This is a genomic window from Carboxydocella sporoproducens DSM 16521 (assembly GCF_900167165.1).
Taxonomy (GTDB): Bacteria; Bacillota.
In genome coordinates, this window is sequence record NZ_FUXM01000027.1 from 1 (window position 1) to 21,653 (window position 21,653).

The 21,653-nt window shown below is 52.5% G+C and carries 24 protein-coding genes and 1 pseudogene; all 25 read right to left on the bottom strand.

Features of this window, described 5'->3' with window-relative positions:
• Positions 1–209 (bottom strand): annotated as a pseudogene (locus B5D20_RS09610) (IS200/IS605 family accessory protein TnpB-related protein); the annotation flags it as partial.
• A 203-nt stretch (positions 210–412) separates the two neighbouring features.
• Positions 413–751 (bottom strand): sulfurtransferase-like selenium metabolism protein YedF, encoded by a 339-nt coding sequence (yedF, locus tag B5D20_RS09615; protein ID WP_078666025.1) that lies wholly within the window; start codon positions 749–751, stop codon positions 413–415.
• 206 nt (positions 752–957) lie between these two features.
• Positions 958–2,442 carry a glycogen synthase GlgA gene (glgA, locus tag B5D20_RS09620; protein WP_078666026.1) on the bottom strand — a complete coding sequence of 495 codons (1,485 nt, stop codon included), beginning with the start codon at positions 2,440–2,442 and terminating at the stop codon, positions 958–960.
• Between the two features lie 62 nt (positions 2,443–2,504).
• Positions 2,505–3,920: a TldD/PmbA family protein gene (locus B5D20_RS09625; RefSeq protein ID WP_078666027.1), complete on the bottom strand. Its 1,416-nt coding sequence runs from the start codon at positions 3,918–3,920 to the stop codon at positions 2,505–2,507.
• A complete protein-coding gene (aroB, locus tag B5D20_RS09630) occupies positions 3,920–5,011 on the bottom strand; it encodes a 3-dehydroquinate synthase (RefSeq protein ID WP_242946630.1) in 1,092 nt (363 codons plus the stop codon). Before aroB ends, B5D20_RS09625 begins: the two co-directional genes overlap by 1 nt.
• Positions 4,989–5,540: a shikimate kinase gene (locus B5D20_RS09635; protein ID WP_143311965.1), complete on the bottom strand. Its 552-nt coding sequence runs from the start codon at positions 5,538–5,540 to the stop codon at positions 4,989–4,991. Before B5D20_RS09635 ends, aroB begins: the two co-directional genes overlap by 23 nt.
• Before the next feature lie 5 nt (positions 5,541–5,545).
• Positions 5,546–6,694, bottom strand: a complete 1,149-nt coding sequence (aroC, locus tag B5D20_RS09640) for a chorismate synthase (protein ID WP_078666029.1) — start codon at positions 6,692–6,694, stop codon at positions 5,546–5,548.
• Positions 6,695–6,784: 90 nt separating this feature from the next.
• A complete protein-coding gene (gene gspM, locus B5D20_RS09645) occupies positions 6,785–7,342 on the bottom strand; it encodes a type II secretion system protein GspM (protein ID WP_078666030.1) in 558 nt (185 codons plus the stop codon).
• On the bottom strand, positions 7,339–7,881 hold the full coding sequence (locus tag B5D20_RS09650; protein WP_078666031.1) for a hypothetical protein: 543 nt from the start codon (positions 7,879–7,881) through the stop codon (positions 7,339–7,341). Before B5D20_RS09650 ends, gspM begins: the two co-directional genes overlap by 4 nt.
• Positions 7,882–8,976: a type IV pilus assembly protein PilM gene (gene pilM, locus B5D20_RS09655; protein ID WP_078666032.1), complete on the bottom strand. Its 1,095-nt coding sequence runs from the start codon at positions 8,974–8,976 to the stop codon at positions 7,882–7,884.
• A 19-nt stretch (positions 8,977–8,995) separates the two neighbouring features.
• Positions 8,996–10,243: a hypothetical protein gene (locus tag B5D20_RS09660; protein WP_078666033.1), complete on the bottom strand. Its 1,248-nt coding sequence runs from the start codon at positions 10,241–10,243 to the stop codon at positions 8,996–8,998.
• A 12-nt stretch (positions 10,244–10,255) separates the two neighbouring features.
• Positions 10,256–10,729, bottom strand: a complete 474-nt coding sequence (locus B5D20_RS09665) for a prepilin-type N-terminal cleavage/methylation domain-containing protein (protein WP_159071771.1) — start codon at positions 10,727–10,729, stop codon at positions 10,256–10,258.
• A 14-nt stretch (positions 10,730–10,743) separates the two neighbouring features.
• Positions 10,744–11,133, bottom strand: coding sequence for a type II secretion system protein (locus B5D20_RS09670; protein WP_078666035.1), 390 nt, complete (start codon positions 11,131–11,133; stop codon positions 10,744–10,746).
• Entirely contained in the window at positions 11,130–11,873 is a 744-nt protein-coding gene (locus B5D20_RS09675; RefSeq protein ID WP_078666036.1) for a prepilin peptidase, read from the bottom strand. Before B5D20_RS09675 ends, B5D20_RS09670 begins: the two co-directional genes overlap by 4 nt.
• Before the next feature lie 50 nt (positions 11,874–11,923).
• A complete protein-coding gene (locus tag B5D20_RS09680) occupies positions 11,924–12,265 on the bottom strand; it encodes a type II secretion system protein (RefSeq protein ID WP_200803495.1) in 342 nt (113 codons plus the stop codon).
• Between the two features lie 35 nt (positions 12,266–12,300).
• A complete protein-coding gene (locus tag B5D20_RS09685; RefSeq protein ID WP_078666037.1) occupies positions 12,301–13,521 on the bottom strand; it encodes a type II secretion system F family protein in 1,221 nt (406 codons plus the stop codon).
• A 6-nt stretch (positions 13,522–13,527) separates the two neighbouring features.
• Entirely contained in the window at positions 13,528–14,613 is a 1,086-nt protein-coding gene (locus tag B5D20_RS09690) for a type IV pilus twitching motility protein PilT (RefSeq protein WP_078666038.1), read from the bottom strand.
• A gap of 15 nt (positions 14,614–14,628) precedes the next feature.
• Positions 14,629–16,341 carry a type II secretion system ATPase GspE gene (gene gspE / locus B5D20_RS09695; RefSeq protein ID WP_078666039.1) on the bottom strand — a complete coding sequence of 571 codons (1,713 nt, stop codon included), beginning with the start codon at positions 16,339–16,341 and terminating at the stop codon, positions 14,629–14,631.
• Positions 16,342–16,465: 124 nt separating this feature from the next.
• On the bottom strand, positions 16,466–17,023 hold the full coding sequence (locus tag B5D20_RS09700) for a MerR family transcriptional regulator (protein ID WP_078666040.1): 558 nt from the start codon (positions 17,021–17,023) through the stop codon (positions 16,466–16,468).
• A gap of 147 nt (positions 17,024–17,170) precedes the next feature.
• The gene (locus B5D20_RS09705; protein ID WP_078666041.1) at positions 17,171–17,380 is read right to left on the bottom strand and encodes a C1 domain-containing protein; all 210 of its coding nucleotides are present in this window, start codon (positions 17,378–17,380) and stop codon (positions 17,171–17,173) included.
• Positions 17,381–17,460: 80 nt separating this feature from the next.
• Positions 17,461–18,303 carry a shikimate dehydrogenase gene (locus tag B5D20_RS09710; protein ID WP_078666042.1) on the bottom strand — a complete coding sequence of 281 codons (843 nt, stop codon included), beginning with the start codon at positions 18,301–18,303 and terminating at the stop codon, positions 17,461–17,463.
• Positions 18,304–18,363: 60 nt separating this feature from the next.
• Positions 18,364–18,573: a hypothetical protein gene (locus B5D20_RS09715; protein ID WP_078666043.1), complete on the bottom strand. Its 210-nt coding sequence runs from the start codon at positions 18,571–18,573 to the stop codon at positions 18,364–18,366.
• A gap of 44 nt (positions 18,574–18,617) precedes the next feature.
• Positions 18,618–19,106, bottom strand: a complete 489-nt coding sequence (locus B5D20_RS09720) for a YqeG family HAD IIIA-type phosphatase (protein ID WP_078666044.1) — start codon at positions 19,104–19,106, stop codon at positions 18,618–18,620.
• 73 nt (positions 19,107–19,179) lie between these two features.
• Entirely contained in the window at positions 19,180–19,890 is a 711-nt protein-coding gene (sigK, locus tag B5D20_RS09725; RefSeq protein WP_078666045.1) for an RNA polymerase sporulation sigma factor SigK, read from the bottom strand.
• A gap of 86 nt (positions 19,891–19,976) precedes the next feature.
• A complete protein-coding gene (locus B5D20_RS09730) occupies positions 19,977–21,584 on the bottom strand; it encodes an acyl--CoA ligase family protein (RefSeq protein WP_078666046.1) in 1,608 nt (535 codons plus the stop codon).
• Positions 21,585–21,653 lie beyond the last annotated feature (69 nt).

Below are 21,653 nucleotides of genomic sequence, written 5' to 3' on the forward strand. Positions count from 1 at the left end.
CCTGACTTCTTGATTTCATGGCGGGAAGCACCTTCCAGGAGCCGGTTAAAGGCCCACCGCATACAAGCACAGAAGAGACGCATCTCCGTAGTCAGCGGATCTTCTTCGCCCCGGCTCCACTTCGAAGACCGGTGAGCCGGGTAAATCTCCGGAAAAAACTCCCCGCACACAGTTATGCTAAATTTGTTCTTCTCGTGTTTCTCTGGCATTCCTGATCAGCTCCCCGAAAACCCTGCCGGACTTTGCTGCTTCTCCAATGGATAATAGTTCCATACTTTTAATGTAGCAAAACAGTTAAATACAATCAATTATAGTCTAGTTTTTCCGTAACTGCTGCATACCTCCTTCACTTACAGCTTGTCCTGGTGTATTTATTCTAACTTCTACTTTTTCCGGCAAATTCCTGCCGCCGCTAAAAATTTATTACCGTTTCAGCCTGCAACATTTTTTCCTGGATGGTTGCCATATTGGAAACCTGGCCCACTACCAGTTTATCCTTGAGCTGATAATAATCCAGACAGGTGCCACAGGCCAGCAGATCTACGCCCCGTTCCGCCAGCACTTGCAGGGATTCCGCTGCCACCGAACCCTCTACCAGCAATTTCACTCCACTGTTCAGAAATAAAATGGCGCCAGGCAGTGCCTCAGCACTGGTCAAAGTATAAAAGAAATTCTTCATCAGCAATTTCCCCAGTTCCTCCGGGCCATTACCTAAAACCTCACTGGTAATCACCATTACCTTATTGGCCATTTGGGCTCTCCTCCTTTACAGTTAACGCTTTAAACATCTGATCTCTCCCCTGAAGTTTTTTCTGTTGCAAATTATAGCAGATTGGGAGAGCTGGTAGGTAAAGTATAATGATTTTTAATCAAGCGGTAATGCCTATAAATATTTTTTATGCCTGCAGCTTGCCTGACTTACCCCAAAAAAATAGCCCCTAAAGCGGGGCGTTTCCTTTAAGCTATTCTTTCCAGATGCAGGCGTCTGGCCAGGGCTGCTTCATATAATTCCATGTATTCAGCGGCCGCTTTGTTCCAGGAATTATCTTCCCGGAGCGCCCCCAGTACCAGTTTACGCCAGAGATAAGGGTGATGCTGATAAATCTCCAGGGCCCGTTCTACCGCCCGCAAAAAGGCCCGGGCGTCATATTCAGCAAAAACAAAACCATTGCCGGTCTGGGTGCGGATATCAAAATCCTGGACAGTATCCGCCAGGCCACCGGTAGCCCGCACCACCGGGATGGTGCCATAGCGCAGGGCAATCAGCTGGCCTAAACCACAGGGCTCAAACCGGGAAGGCATCAAAAAGATATCGGCTCCGGCATAGATGCGCTGGGCCAGCACCCCATTAAAGCCGATAAACACTCCCACCTTTTCCGGATAACGCTGTTTCAACTGACGGAAAAACTGTTCATAGCGCGCCTCTCCCAATCCCAGCACTACCAGCTGGACATCCCGTGCCAGCAACTGGTCTGCGCTTTCTACCAGCAAATCCAGCCCCTTCTGCTCCACCAGCCGACTGACCAGCCCCATTACCGGCACATCCTGCACCGGCAGACCCAGTTCCTGTTGCAAAGCGTATTTGTTTTCCCGCTTCATTTCCGGTGAGTCGGCATCATAGTTGCGATAAATGCGCGGGTCGGTCCTGGGATCGAACTCGTGGAAGTTAATGCCATTGACGATTCCGGACAGGTCAGCCGCCCTCTTTCTCAACAACCCATCCAGCCTTTCCCCGTATTCCGGAGTCTGAATTTCCCTGGCATAGGTGCGGCTGACGGTATTGATTTTATCGGCATAAACCAGACCGGCCTTCAGGAAATTGAAACTGCCGTAAAACTCTACTCCCTCAGGATGGAATACCCGTTGCCGATCTACTCCCAGCCAATCCAGCAGATAGGGATCATGGTGGCCCTGGTACTGCAGATTGTGGATGGTAAAAATGGTGGAGATTTTCTCATAAAACGGCTGGGAGCGATATTTTTCCTCCAGCAAAAGGGCAATGGGCCCCGCTTGCCAGTCATTTAAATGAATAATATCCGGCTGAAAATCCAGCTGGGGCAGCATTTCCAGCACCGCCTTACAGAAGAAAGCAAATCTTTCCCCATCATCATGATGACAGTAAAAGCCGTCCCGGTCAAAATAATGATAGTTATCGATAAAGTAAACCGGAATTTGTCGATGAATCTCCCCTAAATGAGCCTCGATATAGTTTTGCCGGACAATCGCTGTCTCCCGCCGCGGTCCAAATTCCACAGGAAAATCGGTGACAGTGCTCTGTTTTCCCACTTCCCGGTAGCGGGGTAAAACGATCCGCACATCATTACCCATAACCGCCAGAGCTTTGGGCAGGGAGCCCGCCACATCCGCCAGCCCCCCTGTCTTGGCAAAAGGAGCGACTTCTGCGGAGACCAGCAAAATCTTTAAATTCCGTTCCAGAAGCATAAAAAACCTCCCTCTTCTGACAGTTTCCTCTGTTAGTATGAGTCGGAAGAGGGAGGAACTATTTACAGCCGGCGAATTTTTTTCTCGCCCGTAGCTGTTCCCCCGACCACCAACTCTTCCAGCAAGATGGTAGGCTGAGCATCACTCACCGGAACCCCTTGTCCGTCTTTGCCGCAGGTACCGATGGCAAAGCCCCAGTCTTTACCCACCCGCTGTACCTGTTGCAGGGCCCGGGGCCCATTGCCGGTGAGGGTCGCCCCTCGGACCGGATACCTGATTTCCCCGTCCTCAATCAGATAGCCCTCAGCTACGTCGAAAACAAAATCCCCGTTGGTTGTATTTACCTGTCCGCCACCCATCTTTTTAACCAGCAAGCCATATTTCACATCCCGGATAATATCCTCCGGGTCCTCCTTACCAGGAGCGATATAGGTATTGGCCATGCGGGGAATGGGCTTGTAATGATAGCTCTCCCGCCGCCCATGGCCATTGGACTTCCGCCCTTCCTTGCCGGCGGTATGCCGGTCATAGAGATAATCCACCAGTACCCCGTTTTCGATCAAGGTTACCGGCTGAGCCGGAGTGCCTTCATCATCATAGCGGTAAAAACCATACTTGCCTGCTAAGGTAGCATCATCGGCCACCGTTACCAGGGGACTGGCCACCTCCTGGCCCAGTTTGCCCTGATAAACCGATAGCTGTTTTTGTACCAGGTCAGCCTCCAGGCCATGGCCACAGGCTTCATGGACCATGGTTCCCCCGGCTTCTCCGGCCATCACCACCGGCATTCGGCCTGCCGGAGCCGGTTTAGCCCCCAGCATCAGTACGGCTCGCCTGGCCGCATCCTGGGCCACAGCCGCTGGCTGTTCCTCCTGTAAAAACTCCCAGCCAACCACGCCGCCTACAGCATTATAACCGGTCTGGATGACTCCATCTGCTGCTGCGATAGCATTGACCACAAACCTGAGGCGCCGGCGTTCATCTTCCACCAGCTGGCCCTCACTGCTGGCAATCACTACTTTTTGTTTTACATCCCCATAGGTGACAGAAACCTGGCGAATCCGCTCATCCGCCTGACGGGCTGCCGTATTGGCGGCTAGCACCGCCTCTACTTTGTTTTCTACCGGAATCTGTTCCGGCAGTTCCTTGATTACCGGCGCCGGAACCCTGGCACTGGGTGTAGTCAGGTCAAACACATATGTACCAGGCTGGGCCCCCGCCACCCCTTTGGCCGCCACCTGAGCCGCCTGTTCCAGACCGGACTGGGACAGGTCATTGGTATAGGCATAGGCGGTAGTTTCTCCACTGATTACTCGAATCCCGGCACCACAGTCAATCCCGGTATTAATCCGTTCAATCCGATTATCCTCACAGGTAATAATGGTGGTTTCCTTTTCCTCAAAAAAGATATCGGCAAAATCGCCACCCCGGGCCAGGGCCTTTTGCAAAACCGCCACCCAATCGGCGCGTTTCAGCATCATACCACCTCCGCAATTGCAGCTAAAATCAGCTGGCGATCCAGCTCCTTGACGATTTTCACTCCTCCGATGCGATCCGGCAGGATAAAAGTTAAACGCCCTTCCTCGCCTTTTTTGTCATAGAGCATGGCCTGCCAGAGAGCTTCCGGATCTACCCCCGGGGCCCGTACTGGTAAATTAAAGGCCGTAAGCAGCCGTTCCAGCCGTTCCAGTGCTGCCTCTTTCAGCCAGCCAGCCCGGACAGCCAGCCGGCTGGCCATGACCATGCCGACAGCCACTGCCTCACCATGCTTCCATTCCCGATACTGGCCCAGCGCCTCCAGGCCATGACCAAAAGTATGCCCAAAATTGAGGATAGCCCTTAGCCCCTGTTCCTGCTCATCCTGGCTGACCACCTGGGCTTTGATGCTGCAGGAGGCCTTGACCATTTCCTGTACCGGCTGAGCCTGTCTCTGCCAGATTCCTTCTTTATTTTGCTCCAGAAACTCAAAGAAAAACTCATTCCAGATCATACCATATTTTACCACTTCCGCCAGACCGGCTGCCCATTCCCGTTCTGGCAGGGAGTTTAAGCTATCGATGTCACTGACCACCAGCCGGGGCTGATAAAAAGCCCCGATCAGGTTTTTGCCTTTGGGGTGGTTGACTCCGGTTTTACCCCCCACACTGCTATCCACTTGAGCCAGCAAGGTAGTGGGAACCTGCACAAAATTGATACCGCGCATAAAGGTGGCAGCAGCAAAACCAGCCATATCGCCCACCACACCGCCACCGACGGCCACTATCCAGCTCTGGCGATCCAAACCGGCAACCAGTGCCTGATCATACAAGGTCTGGACCGATTCCAAAGTCTTATACTCTTCCCCATCCGGCAAAATCGCTACCCGCCAGGAAAAACCGGCTTCCCGCAAGCCTTTTTCCACTTCTGACCCGTATAAATCCCAGACCAGGGGGTTGGTCACTACCAGTGCCCGCCGCCCTTTACCCAGGGTGGCCAGGCTTTCTCCTATCTGAACTAGCAGCTGACGTCCCACCAGAATCTCATAGCTGCGCCGCCCCAGTTCCACTTTAACTTTTTCCACTCTTTTCACCTGCCATCCTGCCTTTTATCCATTCGACCAGCTCCCGGGCAATCTGCTCCGGTTCTTTGCTGGAGGTATCGATAATCACTTCTGCTACCGACCGATAAACCGGTTCCCGCAGGCTCATCAGCTCCTCAATGCGGGCCCGCACATCCCCTTTGGTCCTGAGCAGTGGCCGTTTCCGCAACTGCCGCATTTTTACCCGCTGGAAAATCACCTCCGGGGTGGCTGTTAAGCCAATGATCACCCCGTGGGCCCTCATCAGTTCCACATTTTCCGCCTTCAAAACCATACCGCCCCCGGTGGAAACTATTCCCGGCTGTCCTGCCCAGTCCCGCACAATCCGCTTCAGAGCCAGGGTTTCTTCCGAACGAAAGCGAATTTCCCCGTGTTTGCGGAAAATATCCTCAATAGAGAGGCCTGTTACCTTTTCAATTTCCTGATCAGTATCCACCCAGGGCCATCCCAGTATGGCCGCCAGCCGTCGGGCAACAGCGGTTTTACCGGTACCCATAAAACCTGTTAAAAATACCAGCACTACCCTCACCTACCTAAAGCCACTTTCAGATCCTGCCAGTTATCTCCACCATATCTCTCCAGAATTGCATCAGCCAGCACCAGGGCCACCATCGCTTCTACCACTACCAGGGCTGCCGGTACAGCGCAGATATCACTGCGTTCAATCGAAGCCAGATACGGCTGGTTGGTTTCGATATCCACACTGCGCAAAGGACGATAGAGGGTGGGAATGGGCTTCATTGCTGCCCGCACAATAATGGGCTCACCGTTACTGATACCACCTTCAATCCCTCCGGCCCGGTTAGTCTCCCGGTAATACCCCCGTCCCTCTTCCCAGAAAATTTCATCATGCACTTCCGAACCAGGACGGGCTGCGGCGAGAAACCCCATCCCGATTTCCACCCCTTTGATGGCCTGGATACTCATTACAGCCTGCGCCAGCCGCCCGTCCAGCCGCCGGTCCCAGTGGACATGGCTGCCCAGCCCCACCGGTACTCCCAGGGCAGCTACCTCCACTACCCCGCCCAGGGAATCTCCTGCTGCCCGGGCTTCATCAATAGCGGCCATCATCTTCCGGCTGGCCTTTTCATCGGCACAAAAAACAGGAGACCGGGGTATCCGGCAAGCAATCTCCTCCCAGGTTAGGTCGGAAGTATCTGCGGTTACACCACCTATTGCTGTCACCTGCCCAACTAATTCTATTCCGGCTGCCCTCAACAAGGCCCTGGCCACAGCACCGGCTGCCACCCGGGCAGCTGTTTCCCGGGCCGAAGCCCGTTCCAGTATATTCCGCAGGTCCCCGTGTTTGTATTTTATGCCACCACTCAAATCCGCGTGACCAGGCCGGGCCCGGGTCACTTTTTTTTCTGTCCCCGTCCCTTCCGTTCGGGGATGGGGAGACATTATTTCCTGCCAGTTTTCCCAGTCCCGGTTGCGAATTAACAAACTGATGGGACTGCCCAGAGTCAGACCGTGCCTGATTCCGCTCAAAATTTCCACTTCATCCTTTTCTATGGCCATGCGCCCACCGCGGCCATAACCCTGCTGGCGGCGCCATAGCTGCTCATCAATCTCTGCTTTGGTCAGAGGCACCCCTGCCGGCATTCCTTCAATGATCACTGTTAACGCCGGCCCGTGGGATTCCCCGGCAGTTAAAAAGCGCAATCTCCTCATCCCTGCTCCTCCTCAACTCAAAAAAATAGCAGATAACATCATCCTGGATGTTATCTACTATTATGCCGCCAAAACCAGTATGTTGTCAATTTACACCTCCGAGGGCAAAAAATAAATTACCAGATTCAAGTCCAGTCGCTGCCCCTGTTCACTGGTACTGAGCTCCCCGGCCTGTACCCGGACAGCCCGGGGCAGTTTTTCCAGGTCGGCAAGAAAATCCCGCAAAGCCTGACGGCTGCCGCTTAAAGCCAGCGCCATCTGCACACTCTTGACCTTCACCCCGGCAACAGTTTGTTCCTCCTGCTGGGAATTGAGGCGCACCAGTTCAAGAGTGACCTGATGCTCCTGGGCCAGCTGGCGCAATTGCCCCAGCAGATCAGCCTGAGCCAGGCTGGAAGGCAAGCGCTTTTCCAGTTCCCGGCCCTGTTGTTCTAAGGCCAGGCTTTTCTGGACCACGGCTGCTTGCGCCTGTAGCTGCTGTTTTTGTTGCTGCAGAAGCAGCAGTTCCTGTTCCCGCAGAGCCTTTTTTACCTGCAAGGGCTCAATCCCATAGTAATAGGCCAGGGTAAAAACAAGCAATACTGCTGCCAGTTTAATCAACTTTTTTTCCCGCTCAGTCAGGGTAAAACTCAATCCCGGCAGTTTCATTGTCCTTCCCCTCCCTGACTGATGGTAAAGGCATAGCTACCCTGTTCAGCCTGACGCACCAGTTCCCTGACTACAGCAGCCTGCCAGTATTTATCCTGTTCCAGTTTGGCCTGGAAAGCCTCTATTGCCGCTGTATTCCGGCTCTCCCCCTGAAAAAGCCAGTCTGCCGGTGCCGGTCCAAATTTGATCCGGCTTAGTGTCAGTTCCGTTCCGGCATAGCCCTCCACTTTAGCAATGGCGCCCTGCCAGTTGGTAGGGTTTCCCTCCAGTTCCCGCCAGACCCGCTGCTGCACCTCAATCCTTTTGGCCAGGCGCAGCACCTGGTTCTGCTTCTCTACCTGGCTCTTCAACTGCTGTAATGCCGCTTTTTCCTGTTCCACAGCCTGGCCCAGGCTATATACCTGCCAGCCAACTATCCCCAGCCAGCCCAGCAACAGGATGCCCGCCCCCGTTATTAACCAGCGTTCCTGCAGGGCAGGGCCTTTGCGCTCCGGCTGCTGGGCCAGATGGGTTCGCGGTGCTAAAAGGTTAACCTGCATTTATTCCACCTCACTTAGGGCCAATCCAGCTACAACTGCCAGGGCCGCTCCCGTTGCTTCCATTTCCTTCTGTTTACTGCGGGCCTCCTGACTGATATCCAGCTTCAACAGCGGGTTCAGGGTTTCCACTGGCAGTTCCAGGCCCTCGGCCAGATAGGCAGCCAGGCCTTGCATCTGGGCTGTACCCCCGGAAAGATAGAGTTTGTCCACTTTTAGCTGACGATAACGAGTCTGATAAAACTCCAGAGAGCGTCTCAGTTCCATCACCAGCTGATCGATTACCTGTTGCACCACTTCCGTCTTGCGGTGCAGCAAAACCGTCAACCCGGTAGTCCCCAGGTCACCGGTCAGGTTGAGAATAGTTTTGGTATTTTCCGCTTCCTCCCAGGGCATCTGGAAGAAATCCACCAGGGCCCGGGTCAATCTCTCCCCGCCTATGGGCAGAGTACGGGTAAAGCGCAGTACTCCTCCGGCATGGACGGAAAAGGTGGTAGTGGTAGCCCCGATATCAGCCAGGGCCACTGCCCGTTCCGGCGCCTGCCAGCTGGAATCAAAGAGAGCGGCAGTGCGGGCCAGGGCCAGGGACTCCACATCCATTACTTTTAAGTTCAGGCCTGCTTCCCGGAACAGTTGTTGCAGCTGTTCCACTACTGCAGTCCGGGCAGCCACCACCATGATTTCCTGTTTTTGCACCCCATCTTCCACCACTTTCCCCAGAGGCAGATAGTCCAGCATAACCTCCCGCACCGGAATGGGCAGATGGGCTTCCGCTTCCAGGGGCACCGCCATGGCCAGTTCCCGTTCCTTCATGACCGGCAGGGTAAAATGACGGATAAATACACTCTGACCTGCTACCGCCGTTGCTACCGGTAGCTGGGGCGGTACCCCTTCGGCCAGCTGGCGCAGGGCATCAGCCAGCAGGGGAAAATCCCTTATCCATTCCCCTTCCATGGCCCCCTGAGGAGTGGGTAAGCGCTTAAAGCGGACGATTTCCTTTTTGGTCCCCTGGCGGCGCACCTGCAGCAATTTGAGGGAATGCTCCCCGATATCTATCCCCACTACTTCTGTACTCTGTTTTTTCGCAAACCAATTCATGCCCTATCCTGCCTTTCTCTCACCGATAAGACTCCTGCCAGTCAACGATCTGAAATGAAGACATGTACTGGCCTAATGAACTATTGATTTTGTTTAATATAGACTTGAATCTATCATCATCATCTTCTTCGTTATCATCTTCTTCATCCTTCCACCATTTGTTGTGCCCTTTTTCCCAGAGACGGATTTTGACGTCCCCTTTATTCAAGTTAAAATTACCCCTGGCCATGATTCCGCCATTGATATTGACCTTGCCCCATTTCTTGTCATTATCATGTTTGCCATCATTTTTCACTGCTTCAATATTAATATCCCTGGCTGCATAGATAAAGCCATCAAAGTTCACTGCTTCCTTAATAGTTACCGAACCGGAAAGGGAGATAATCACCACTGGATTGGTATCCTCTTTTTTACGCTTATCATCCCCCTTTTTGGCGGGAGCGTAAATTTCAATATCTTTATCCGCTACAATAATACACGGGGATTTGGGATTACCATTATATATAATTAATGGCTGGGTGTCTGCATTCTTAAAGTAGGCAATCGGGTTACCTGACTCAGGGTTCCAGTTAGTTAACTTGATTTCCCTTATTTCCGGCCTCTGTAAATATTTATCGAGATCCTCAACAATAATTTCCGGCAAGTAAATCGGCGTTCCTTTTTGAGGGCCCCGATTTTTCCAGTGGGACGTGAAGCTTTCTTTTATTTCCCCGGCAACCGCTGGGGACTCTTCAAATCTGCTTTCCCCGGCAAAATTCCAGTCACCATTCACCTGTACCTTGCCTTTGTGTACCTTGCCTTTGTGTACCTTGATCTTAGCCGGTTCAGTGCCAGTACCTCCAGTAAAATCACCGCCTACCACCAGAGCATAGGGCCAGTTGCTCCAGTCAAATCCCAGTTTCACCCTGGCCGTTGCAGTAGCCTGAAACTCCCGGCTCCCTTCCCGACCGGTAGCGGTACTGCTGATTTCATAGGCAACATCATTTGAGCCGGGTTTAATAATATTAGCAACAATCGTTTCATTGCCAAGGGTAACCTGTACCTGACTTTGCACTTTATCTTTATCCTTTTTCAAGGCCGCCAGCCCGGCCGCTACCCCGGACTGGGCCGCATAGCGGGCTTTGGTTTGAGCGATATTTCCGGTCAGGGTGTATGTGCGACCATAAGTAAGATAGAGGATGGTTGAGGCCAGAACCATGAACACCATGAAAACCACCAGGGCCGTTACCAGTGTAGAACCTTTTTGCCCATCCTTGTTCTTGAGCATAATCCATCCCCCCTAAATCTTGACCCGCCGGGGACTTTCTGCCATCGTTACTGTCATAACGCTGTTTTTAAGCCTTGCCGTAATCCGCCAGGAGATTACATACCCCTGGCCTCCCCCTTGACTTAGCCAGTCTAAATTTTCGATTTTTATTTCATCCCCGGAAATTTTTTTATTTATACCACCGGCTTCCCGGAAAAGAGCCTGACCGCTGCTATCAAACACATAACGGACCACTTCGTTGGCGGAAAGGATCACCCGCATTTCCTGTCCGTTGATTTCTACCAGTTCAGCTCTACGAATATCTGCGGCAATCTGTTCATTGAGCACAGCCAGTGCGTCCTGAAGCTGTAACTCACTGCTTGTTTCCGTATAGCTCCTGTAAGTTGTTAAAAGGAAACTGTTTATAGCCATCAGGACTATACCCATAAGCACCAGCACCACCAGCAATTCTACCAGAGTATAGCCTGCTTGTCGCCTTCCGTTCATAAGCACCGCCCCATTCATTCGGTTTTGAGCACGGACAGGCTTAAATCCCTGCTGGCATTAGACCCGCGTTCCAGATAAGTGACTGTAACGGTCAGGTTCAAGAGCTTAAGGTTTGCAGGGGAGCTGCTCGCCGGTCTCTTAACCTGCAGACTCCAGTTAAAATCAGTACCATCTATAGTTATTCGCCCCGATTGCTGCTCATTTTCTCTGACATCCTGATGAATATAATACTCCAACCGCTCCTGGGCCAGCCTTAGTGCCTGTTCCCGCTGTTTATCCTGCACAGTCTGGCGCAAATTGGAGGTAAAGAGCGGCAAAGCAGCCACCAGCAAAATAGCTATTATGGCCAGCCCGGCCAGCACTTCCACCAGGGTAAATCCTTCCTGCGCCTGCTTTTTAATCATAACATCACCTGCCAGTACCAGTTCAGGAGCCGATCACTCCAGTACCAGACTACATAAGTCCCCATAGCCAGAAAAGGCCCAAAGGGCAGGGACATCCCCCGGATCTGGTCTTTTTTCAGCCCCAGGAGAATGCCAGCTGTGGCTCCCAGCAGGGACGCCAGGAAAAGGGCCAGGAAAACCTGGGGCCAGCCCAGCCACAGCCCCATGACCAGGGCCATTTTCCCATCCCCCAGACCCATCCCTGCCGGGTAGAGGAAAGCAATAAGGAAGAGGACTCCTCCTCCCAGGAATGCTCCAATTAATGCCGATGTCCAGGACGGTTCTCCATTCAGGAAAATATGGGCTACTGCCAGAACCGCACCGGCCAGATTGACTTTATTCAACAGTAAGCGCTGCTGCCAGTCAATAACGGTATGCACCAGCAGCCAGCTGCCCAGTAGAGCCGAAAACAGAGCCTGACTGCTAAGCCCGTAAAAGCTGTACGCCTGCCACCAGAGTAGGGCATTGGTCATTTCCACCAGGGGATATTGCCAGCTGATGGGTTGACCGCAATAGGCACATTTACCCCGCTGCCAGAAAAAACTGAAGACGGGCACCAGGTGCCACCATTTGAGAGGTTGTTCACAATGGGGGCAGCTCGAACCCGGCCAGAGCAGGGATTGGTCCCGGGGGAGACGGTAGATGACGACATTGAGAAAACTGCCGATAATGAGGCCGAGAAGCAAGCTTAGTACGGACATGGAGTCAACTCCTTTGTAAAGGTAGGCCCGCCCCGGCTGGGGCGGGAAGACTATTGAGTTACAGTTACTACACCATCGGTTTTATTATAAGTAAAATCTTTGCCATTCGATTGTTGTTTAGGAACTCCATCGATATACTTAGGAACTAAATCCGATAATGAATTTGGATAATTGCCATTAACTGCTTTGTATTGGTTAACAGCATTTGTTAGTTGTTTGGCTGTTAATTCATCAGCCTTCATCTTTGCATCATCAACATTACCTACTACTTTCGGAACCACCAGAGCAGCAATTACCCCCAGAATAACGATAACCACCAGCAGCTCTATCAGAGTAAAGCCCTGTTCTCTCTCACGGATGCGCTTCATGCGCTCCCCGATTTTGATCAACATTCCTTTCACCCCCTTTCAAAGCTTTCTCTCTATCCCTACTGCCCCCCGATATGTCCATATAAATCAAAGATGGGCAGTATGGTGCTAACGATAATGGCCCCCACCACAATGGCCAGAAAGCCGATCAGGAAAGGCTCCAGCAGGGAGGCCAGGCTCTCGGTGGTGTTCTTTACCTCCCGGTCATAGAAATCCGCCACTTTACTCAGCATGCCATCCAGGTTCCCCGTTTCCTCGCCCACTGCCACCATCTGGGTCACCAGGGGCGGGAACACCCCGGTTTGCTCCAGGGGAGCGGCAATTCCTTCCCCTTCCCGGATATTGTCCCTGGTGCTGAGCAGGGCCCGGCCAATTACCCGGTTACCGGCTACTTCAGCCACCACCTCCACCGCCTGCAGGATGGGCACCCCGGTAGCCAGCAGCGTCCCCAGAGTACGGCAAACCCGGGCCAAAGCCACCTTTTTGCTCAGTTCCCCGAATACGGGCAAGCGGAGAACAAGGGCATCCCGCCAGTTTTTACCCTCTTCCGTAGCCAGAAAACGGCTGAGGAGAAGACCTCCCCCGGCCAGTAATAACAGCCAGAGATACCAGTAACCGGTCAGGGCTGAACTTATGCCCAGCAAAATCCGGGTAGCCAGAGGCAGTTCTGCCTTGAAGCTGTTGAACATGGCCACAAAAGTGGGTACCACGGTAGTGAGCAAGAGGATGACTACTCCAATGGCAAAGAGCATGATCACCAGGGGATAGCGGGTAGCGGTCTTGATTTTTTCCCGCAGTTCATATTCCTTTTCATAATGATCAGCCAGGCGCTCCAGCACCTTGTCCAGCACCCCGCCGATCTCCCCGGCCCGCAGCATGGTGACATAAAGCTCGGGAAAAACCCGGGGATGGCGCTGCATGGCCCCATAGAGGGTGGAACCTCCCTCCACATCCCGCCGAATTTCGGCCACCGCTTCCGCCAGCCGTTTATTGCTGGTTTGCTGCTGCAGGATGCTGAGGCACTTGAGCAAACTCAAACCGGCAGCCATCATGGTGGCAAACTGGCGGCTAAACAGGGCCAGCTCTTTAATGGGCAACGGGCGCAAACTGGCCAGCAGTTCCCCCACCGAAGGAGCAACCTCTTTTTGTTTCACAGAGGTAACGATATATCCTTCCCGACGCAGGCGCTGAATCACCGTCTCCCGGCTATCGGCTTCTACCACTCCTGTTAATACCCGGCCCTGCCGGTCCCGTACCTGGTATTCAAACTGCAAATTCATCTAGCCTCACATCCCGTTCACCAGCCGAAGGAAGTTATCGGGATCCAGGGCCCGTTTTATGGCTTCCTCCAGAGTGATCTTACCCTGATAATACAACTCCCGCAGGGAAAAGTCCATGGTTTGCATTCCCAAACGGGCATTAGTCTGCATAATGGAATAAATTTGATGGGTTTTCTGTTCCCGGATTAGGTTGCGCACGGCGCTGTTTACAATCAGCACTTCCACTGCCGCCACCCGGCCCCGGCCATCAGCGGTAGGTACCAGTTGCTGGGCAATTACTCCCTGCAGGGTGGCTGCCAGCTGAATGCGAATCTGCTGTTGCTGGTAAGGCGGAAAGACATCGATGATCCGGTCAATGGTGCCAGGAGCATCAGAGGTATGCAGGGTAGCCAGCACCAGATGCCCGGTTTCAGCCGCTGTAACCGCCGTGGATATGGTCTCCAGATCCCGCATCTCCCCTACCAGGATCACATCCGGGTCCTGGCGCAGGGCTGCCCGCAGGCCATTGGCAAAGGATTTGGTATCAAAACCAACTTCCCGCTGGTTAACAATACTCTTTTTATGGCGATGCAGATATTCAATGGGGTCTTCCAGTGTCATGATATGGCAGTCCCGGGTATTATTGATTAAATCAATCATGGAAGCCAGGGTAGTGGATTTGCCGCTGCCCGTAGGACCAGTTACAATCACCAGTCCCCGTTCCCGCATGGCCAGTTCCTTTACCACTGAGGGTAGGCCCAGTTGTTCCAGGCTGGGGATCTGAAAGGGAATAGCGCGCACCGCCATCCCGGCCGAACCCCGCTGGAAATAGGTATTGACCCGAAAGCGGCCAAAGCCGGGAACACTATAGGAAAAGTCCAGTTCACCGCTCTCCTTGAAGCGGGTAAACTGTTCTTCGGTCATCACTTCCTTGACCAGGCGCAGGGTATCCTCCCTGCTCAGGCGTCTTTCCCCTATAGCGGCCAGTTTGCCATTGATGCGGAAAACCGGCGGGACATCAACGGAGATATGGACATCCGATGCTCCCAGCTCCACCGCCAATTGCAAAAGTTCGCTGGCTGTCTGCCAGTCTCTGCCTTCGATTCGCTCCATCTTCTGCCCCCCTGACTAGTCCACAAATACTGTCCGCATCACTTCTTCCAGACTGGTAAGGCCACTTAAGACCTTTCTTACCCCATCATGGCGCAGGGTGATCATTCCTTCCGCTACAGCCTGCTGCTCAATCTTGCTGGCGGCCGCTTTCTGCACCACCAGTTCCCGCAGTTTATCAGACATAATTAGCACCTCATGGATACCGATCCGGCCAATGTAACCGGTATTGTTGCATAGGGTACAGCGTCCCGGTTTATAGACCAGTACCCGATCTCCTTCCCGCCGGGCATATTGCCAGACATCCTCCGACAGGCCCAGATTTTCCAGCCATTTCACCGGCAACCAGTGTTCCTGGCGGCATTCCGGGCAAAGGGAACGCACCAAGCGCTGGGCCGCCACTCCTGTTAAGGCAGTGGCTACCAGAAAGGGCTCGATTCCCATATCCAGCAAGCGGCTGATGGTGGCCGCCGCACTGTTGGTGTGCAAGGTAGAGAAAACCAGATGCCCGGTCATGGCTGCCTGTATGGCGATCTGGGCGGTTTCCGTATCCCGAATCTCCCCCACCAGCACCACGTCCGGGTCCTGGCGCAAAATAGAACGCAACCCACCGGCAAAAGTTAAGCCAGTTTTAGGATTGACCTGGACCTGGTTTATCCCTTCCAGGGTGTATTCCACCGGGTCCTCCAGGGTCACGATATTGCGCTCCGGACTGTTGATTTGTTTTAACAGAGAATAAAGGGTCGTAGTCTTGCCGCTGCCCGTAGGCCCTGTAACCAGAAAAATGCCATTGGGATGTTTGAGGATTTGTTCGAATCGCTGCAGGTTTTCCGGGGCCAAACCCAGATCGGACAGGCCAAGCAGTCCCCGGGATTTGTCCAGAATCCGCAGCACCACTTTTTCCCCGTAAATTGTGGGCAAAGTGGAAACGCGAAGGTCAATCTCTTTATGTTCTACCGTCAGCTGAATCCGACCATCCTGGGGTATGCGCCGTTCGGCAATATCCAGGTTGGCCATGATCTTGACCCGGGAGATGACAGGAGCCTGCATTTTTCTGGGTAAGGTCATCATTTCCTGCAAAACTCCATCCACCCGCTGGCGGATGCGCAGCTGTTTCTCCTGGGGCTCTATGTGAATATCACTGGCCCGGTTGCGCACTGCCTGCTGGATGACGGTATTGACCAGCCTGACTACCGGCGCATCCTCCACCAGTTCCTTGAGCTGGTCCAGCCCCAGTTCCTCTTCGGTAAATTCCTCTTCATCCAGGTTTTCAATAATTTTTTCCAGGGAATCTGTCAAACCATAATACTGGTTAATCGCCGCATTGATCTCACTTTCCCGGGCGATCACCGGTTCTACTTCCAGACCGGTGGAAAGCCGAATATCATCAATAGCAAAGACATTCAAGGGATCAGCCATGGCAACGGTCAGCCGGTTGTTTTGCTTGCGGATAGGAATGGCTTTGTAGCGCTGGGCCAGGGCTTCCGGAATCAGTCTTACCACTTCTGCTTCCAGTGGCATGCGGCTGAGCCGGATGGCCGGAATTCCCAGTTGCTGCTCCAGGGCCTGAATCAATTCCTCCTCCTTGACCATCCCCATCTTGACCAGCAAGGTCCCCAGCCTTTCTCCGCTTTCCTTTTGTTTCTGCAAAGCCAGCTGCAATTGTTGTTCATTTATAAGATGGGCATCTTTTAAAATATCGCCCAGACGTTTGCGGGTAGGAAAATACATTTTTCACCCCTACTTCCCTGAACTGCACAATTTGTCACAATTAAATGCTATATTAGACATACCTTCGGCAAAATCCTGCTTTATTTCAGATTATTTTCTGGAAATAGCGTAAAAAAATAGGGCATTATGCCCGTCCCTGTTCTTCCGCTGTCCTTGCCTTTGGCCAGCGTCGCCAGAGATAATCCAGGAGACCGCGATTTTCCGCTGCGGCCAGCTGTTCTTCTACCCTGTTCTTTTCCTCCCGCAAGCGGGCCACCTCCCGGGCCAGTTCCCGGCTCTCCTGGCGGGCAGCCTGCAATTCCTGCATGATGGCACTGAACATAATAAATACCGTTGTCTTAAAATTATGCTCCACCCCCAGAGAAGCTGCCAGTACATTATCCAGTTCCAGTCGGCGTTTAGCTCCCTTGATGGTATACTGTTCTGTTTGCAACAACTCCTTGATTTTGGTCAGAACCTCCAGCTGTCTGGTAGTATAATGCTTTTTCTGGTTAATCAGCACCGCCTTCCCCATATACTCGGCAAATTCCTTTTCCCAGTGCCTGACCGTACTGCACTCCACTTGCAAAATGGTGGCTACCTGCTTTAAAGTCAATAGCTGTTCTCCTTCAGCTTCCAGGGCCTGTCCCTCTCCCGCTAATAATTCCGCATCATCCCATTCTTTCTCCAGTTCTGCCTCCACCGATTTTCACCTCCGACCCTTTATTTACTGCAATATTTTAACAGATTAAGCCCAGTAAAATTTGCCATTTCTTGCGCCTGTGCCAGAAAACTTTCCGTCTCGATTCAGCATTTTTCGCCATAAACAAAAAAGAGAGCTCCCGCCCTCTTAAATCTCACCAATGGCCTGCACCGAACCATCTTCCAGTATTTCCAGCAGGGTCAGCCGTTCTGACAACTGGCCCTGTTTCTTTTCCACGATTTCCGTAAAACAATCCCGGCAAAAATAGGTTTGTTTGGCAATGCGGCCAATGTTTTTACTGCCGCACTGGGGACAAAGCTGAAAGGCAAAACGGGATTGGCCGTTTCTTTTCGCCACCGGAACACCCCTCCCATTCCAGGTAAACCGATACAAATAGATTATATCACATAATTGTAATGGCAAATGTGACAAATTTGTTAATTTTGTTCACTGATACCCAGAGCTGTCAACATCACCTCCAGCGGAGGCTCCATTCCCGTCCAGAGCCGGAAAGCCTCCCGTCCCTGTTCCACCAGCATCAAGATACCATTTACTGTAGTAGCCCCCCGACTCCTGGCCCTGGCCAGTAAGCGGGTCTCCTGCGGATTATAAATCAGGTCGAAAACCTTGTGCTGTCTGCCAAAAACCTCTGGCGGCAAAGGTGGGCATAAATGGGGTTCCGGACTCATACCTAAAGGCGTGGTGTTAATAATAATCTCCACCTCTGCCGCAACCCGGGCTAAAGCCAGTTCCTGCCACGGTATGTAAGTTACTGCCGCGATGGTCTGTAAACTCCCTACTGCCTCCGGCCGTCGGGCTGCCACCAGGATTTCCCCGGCCCCCTCCTGTGCAAGGGCATAAACCACCGCCCGGGCCGAGCCCCCTGCTCCTAAAACCAGCACCCGCCTACCAGCGGGTATAGCCTTGATATGGTCCAGAGTGGCCTTTACCCCCAGCCAGTCGGTGTTATAACCCCAAATTCGTCCTTCTTTGATCACCAGTGTATTCACTGCTCCAATTGTAGCCGCCGCCTGGTCCAGCTCGTCCACCAGAGTCAGAACTGCTTCCTTGTGGGGAATAGTGACATTGGCTCCGGCAAAGCCCAGGGCCACTAATCCCCTTACCGCCGCTGCCACCTGGTCCGAAGCCACTGGTAGTGGAACATAACACCAGTTCAGGCCCAAAGCTTGAAAAGCAGTATTATGCATCAAGGGCGATCTGGAGTGTTCCACCGGTTGTCCAATTATACCTACCAGACGGGTCTTGCCATCAATCCACATAATCTTCTCCCCTTTGGCCAGAAAAGAAAAAAGGAAGGTACTCCTTCCTTTTTTCGCTCTTTAGATAAAAAATTCCTGCTTTTCCGGAGAAAAATATAATTTTACTTCAATTCCCGTATTCCTGTCAACAATGCCCATGTCCACCAGCTGGTAAGCTTCCAGTTCCGGGTGTTGCTGACGTATTTCCGCCACCTCAGCGCGGATGCGGGCCAGCAGGGCCCAGCCATTATCAATTTCCTGGTAAGGGACATAACAGCTAAAGGTCTCCATTGCCATAACCTCCCTTTTGCCATTATGCCCGCTTCAATTCAGGTTTAAACCCGCCGGCCAGTCAAAACCCTTTCCAGCCAGCGCAAAAAGTAGGTCCCCTTATGTTCTACAGGGCTGAGGGGATTGACCAGCACCGTAAAGAGACCGGCCCGATTCCCCCCCAGCACATCAGTCATGATCTGGTCCCCCACCACAGCCGTCTCCTCTGGCTTCACTGCCAGCAGCCGCAGGGCCTGCCGGAACCCTTTACGCCGCGGTTTAACCGCCTGAGAAATCCCCGGGATCCCCAGCTCCCCGGCCAGCTGAGCTACCCGTTCCGGTTTGTTATTGGAAACCAGGCAGAGCAAAAGCCCCGCCGCCTTCATTTCCTCAATCCAGCGCAAGCTCTCCTCCGGAAAAATCCCCTCTGCCCAGGGCAGCAGGGTATTATCCAAATCCAGCAAAACTGCTTTAATCCCTTTTTCGTAAAAAAATTCCGGACTGATCTCCGTCAACTTGCCAAAAACCGCATCCGGAACTAACCAGTGTCCCATACTCCGCCTCCGTTGTTTTTTCTTTTTTTCTTTTTATGATAACAAAAAAATAACGGAGGCACAAATTCCAGAGTCAATGTTTCAACTTGCGCTCCTGCTGATATTCCTTTAGCAGCTTGTTGATGGCTCTCTTTTCTATTCGGGAGACATAGGAGCGGCTGATTCCCAGCAAACGGGCAATATATTTCTGGGTCCGTTCCTCCCCGCCGAAGAGGCCAAAACGCATATCCAGCACCGCCAGTTCCCGCTTGGACAGGCCTTTCACCTTCTGAAGCAGCTGTTTATTATCAAACTCCCTTTCCACCATCAGGCTGATTTCATCCGGATCGGTACCCAGGATATCATTGAGGGTAATTTCATTGCCTTCTTTATCCTGGCCAATGGGGTCATCCAGAAAAACTTCCTGGCGCCGGTTTTTGGTGGCCCGCAAATGCATTAAAATTTCATTTTCTATGCAGCGGGCAGCGTAAGTAGCCAGTTTGGTCCCCTTATCCCGGCTGTAGGTATTGATCGCCTTGATCAGACCAATGGTGCCAATGGAAATCAGGTCATCATTATCTTCTCCAGTACCCTCAAACTTTTTCACAATATGGGCTACCAGCCGCAAGTTCCTCTCCGCTAAAATATTCCGGGCTTCCCGGTCCCCTTTTTCCAGCCGCTCCAGATAATAAGCCTCTTCTTCCGGAGTTAAAGGCTGAGGAAAAGTGTTACTGGTAATATAGGATACCAGCAGGAGAATACCATTAATCAGGGATAAGACCGAAAGCACCAGCCAGCCAGACATAGAAAAGCACCTCCTATCCCGCTTACCACAACAAGGGTAATACTAGGATATGGAGGTGATTTTTGTCCGGTGCCTGTCTAAAAAGATTAATTTACCCGGCGTTCCCGGCCAGCCCACTCTTTTTCCCGCAGGATGTATTTCAGGATCTTGCCGGTACCGGTTTTGGGCAATTCGCCAAACTCCACCTTTTTCGGACACTTGAAGCGGGCCATCCGTTCCCGGCAGAACTCGATAATCTCTTCCTCTGTTGCTGTCATCCCGGGCTTCAGGGTGACAAAGGCCTTGGGGACTTCACCCCATTTCTCATCCGGAATGGCCACTACTGCCACTTCCATCACCGCCGGATGCTGGTAGATGACATTTTCTACTTCCACTGTAGAAATGTTTTCCCCACCGGAAATGATAATATCCTTGCCCCGGTCCTTGATCTCGATATAACCATCGGGATGGACCACAGCCAGGTCGCCGCTGTGGAACCAGCCGCCCAGGGAAGACAGAGCGGTGGCTTGCGGGTCTTTAAAATAGCCACAGTTGACATTATTGCCCCGGAAGACGATTTCCCCCATGGTCTGGCCATCTCTGGGCACAGGCTGCATATCCTTGTTGACTACCATCATTTCCACAGAGGTGATATAAGGCACTCCCTGCCGTGCTTTCAATCTGGCCCTTTCCTCTGCCGGCAGTTCATCCCATTCCGCTTTCCATTCACACAGGGTATGAGGACCATAAGTCTCGGTCATGCCATAAACATGGATGACTTCCGCTCCCATAGCCTCAGCATTCTTGATCACCGTAGGAGAAGGTGGTGCTCCCGCAGTCAGGATGCGCAGATGTTGCTCAAGCTTCAGCTCCTGTGCTTTGGGATGGTTGGTCATCATCACCAGCACGGTAGGTGCAGCACAGAGATGGGTTACCCTTTCCTGAACCAGCAATTCGAAAATGCGCTCCGGTTCCACCTTGCGCAAGCAGACATGGGTACCACCTACCGCTGTTACCGCCCAGGTAAAGCACCAGCCATTGCAGTGGAACATGGGCAGGGTCCAGAGATAGACGGAACGGGAATTCATCCCGGCCTCCAGCGCTTCTCCCAGGGCATTCAAGTAAGCGCCCCGATGGGAATACATTACCCCTTTAGGCAAACCGGTAGTACCGCTGGTGTAATTAAGAGCGATCATTTCCAATTCATCTTCGACGGGAATGGGGATTTCTTCCTCACTGCCCCGGGCCAGGAATTCCTCGTATTCTATGACATCAATCTGTGCAGTTTCTTCGCCATCATAGATTTTGATAAAATGCTGTACTGCTGGCAGTTCCTTCATAATCGGCTCAACCACATGGGCCAAACCGGCATCAAAGAACAGCACTTTCGCTTCCGAGTGATTGAGGATATATTTAATTTCATGGGCAACCAGACGGATATTGAGGCTGAGCAACGCCCCTCCCGCCAGCGGTACACCATAATGGGCTTCCAGCATGGGCGGAATATTAGGGCAAAGAAAGGCCACCCGGTCCCCTTTCTCAATTCCCAGGCCTTTCAAGGCACTGGCCAGGCGATTGACCCTGGCGGCAAATTCCCGGTAAGTATAGCGCCGGTCATTGTATACTACCGCCGTTTTTTCCGGAAATACATAGAGACTGCGTTTTAAAAAACTAAGTGGAGTTAGTGGAGCATAATAGACTTTTTTCTCTCCCATTTTGAAACCTCCCCCTATCTTTGTCTTCCTGTCAATAAATCTAAACAATTCCACCATTTTTCTCACCAA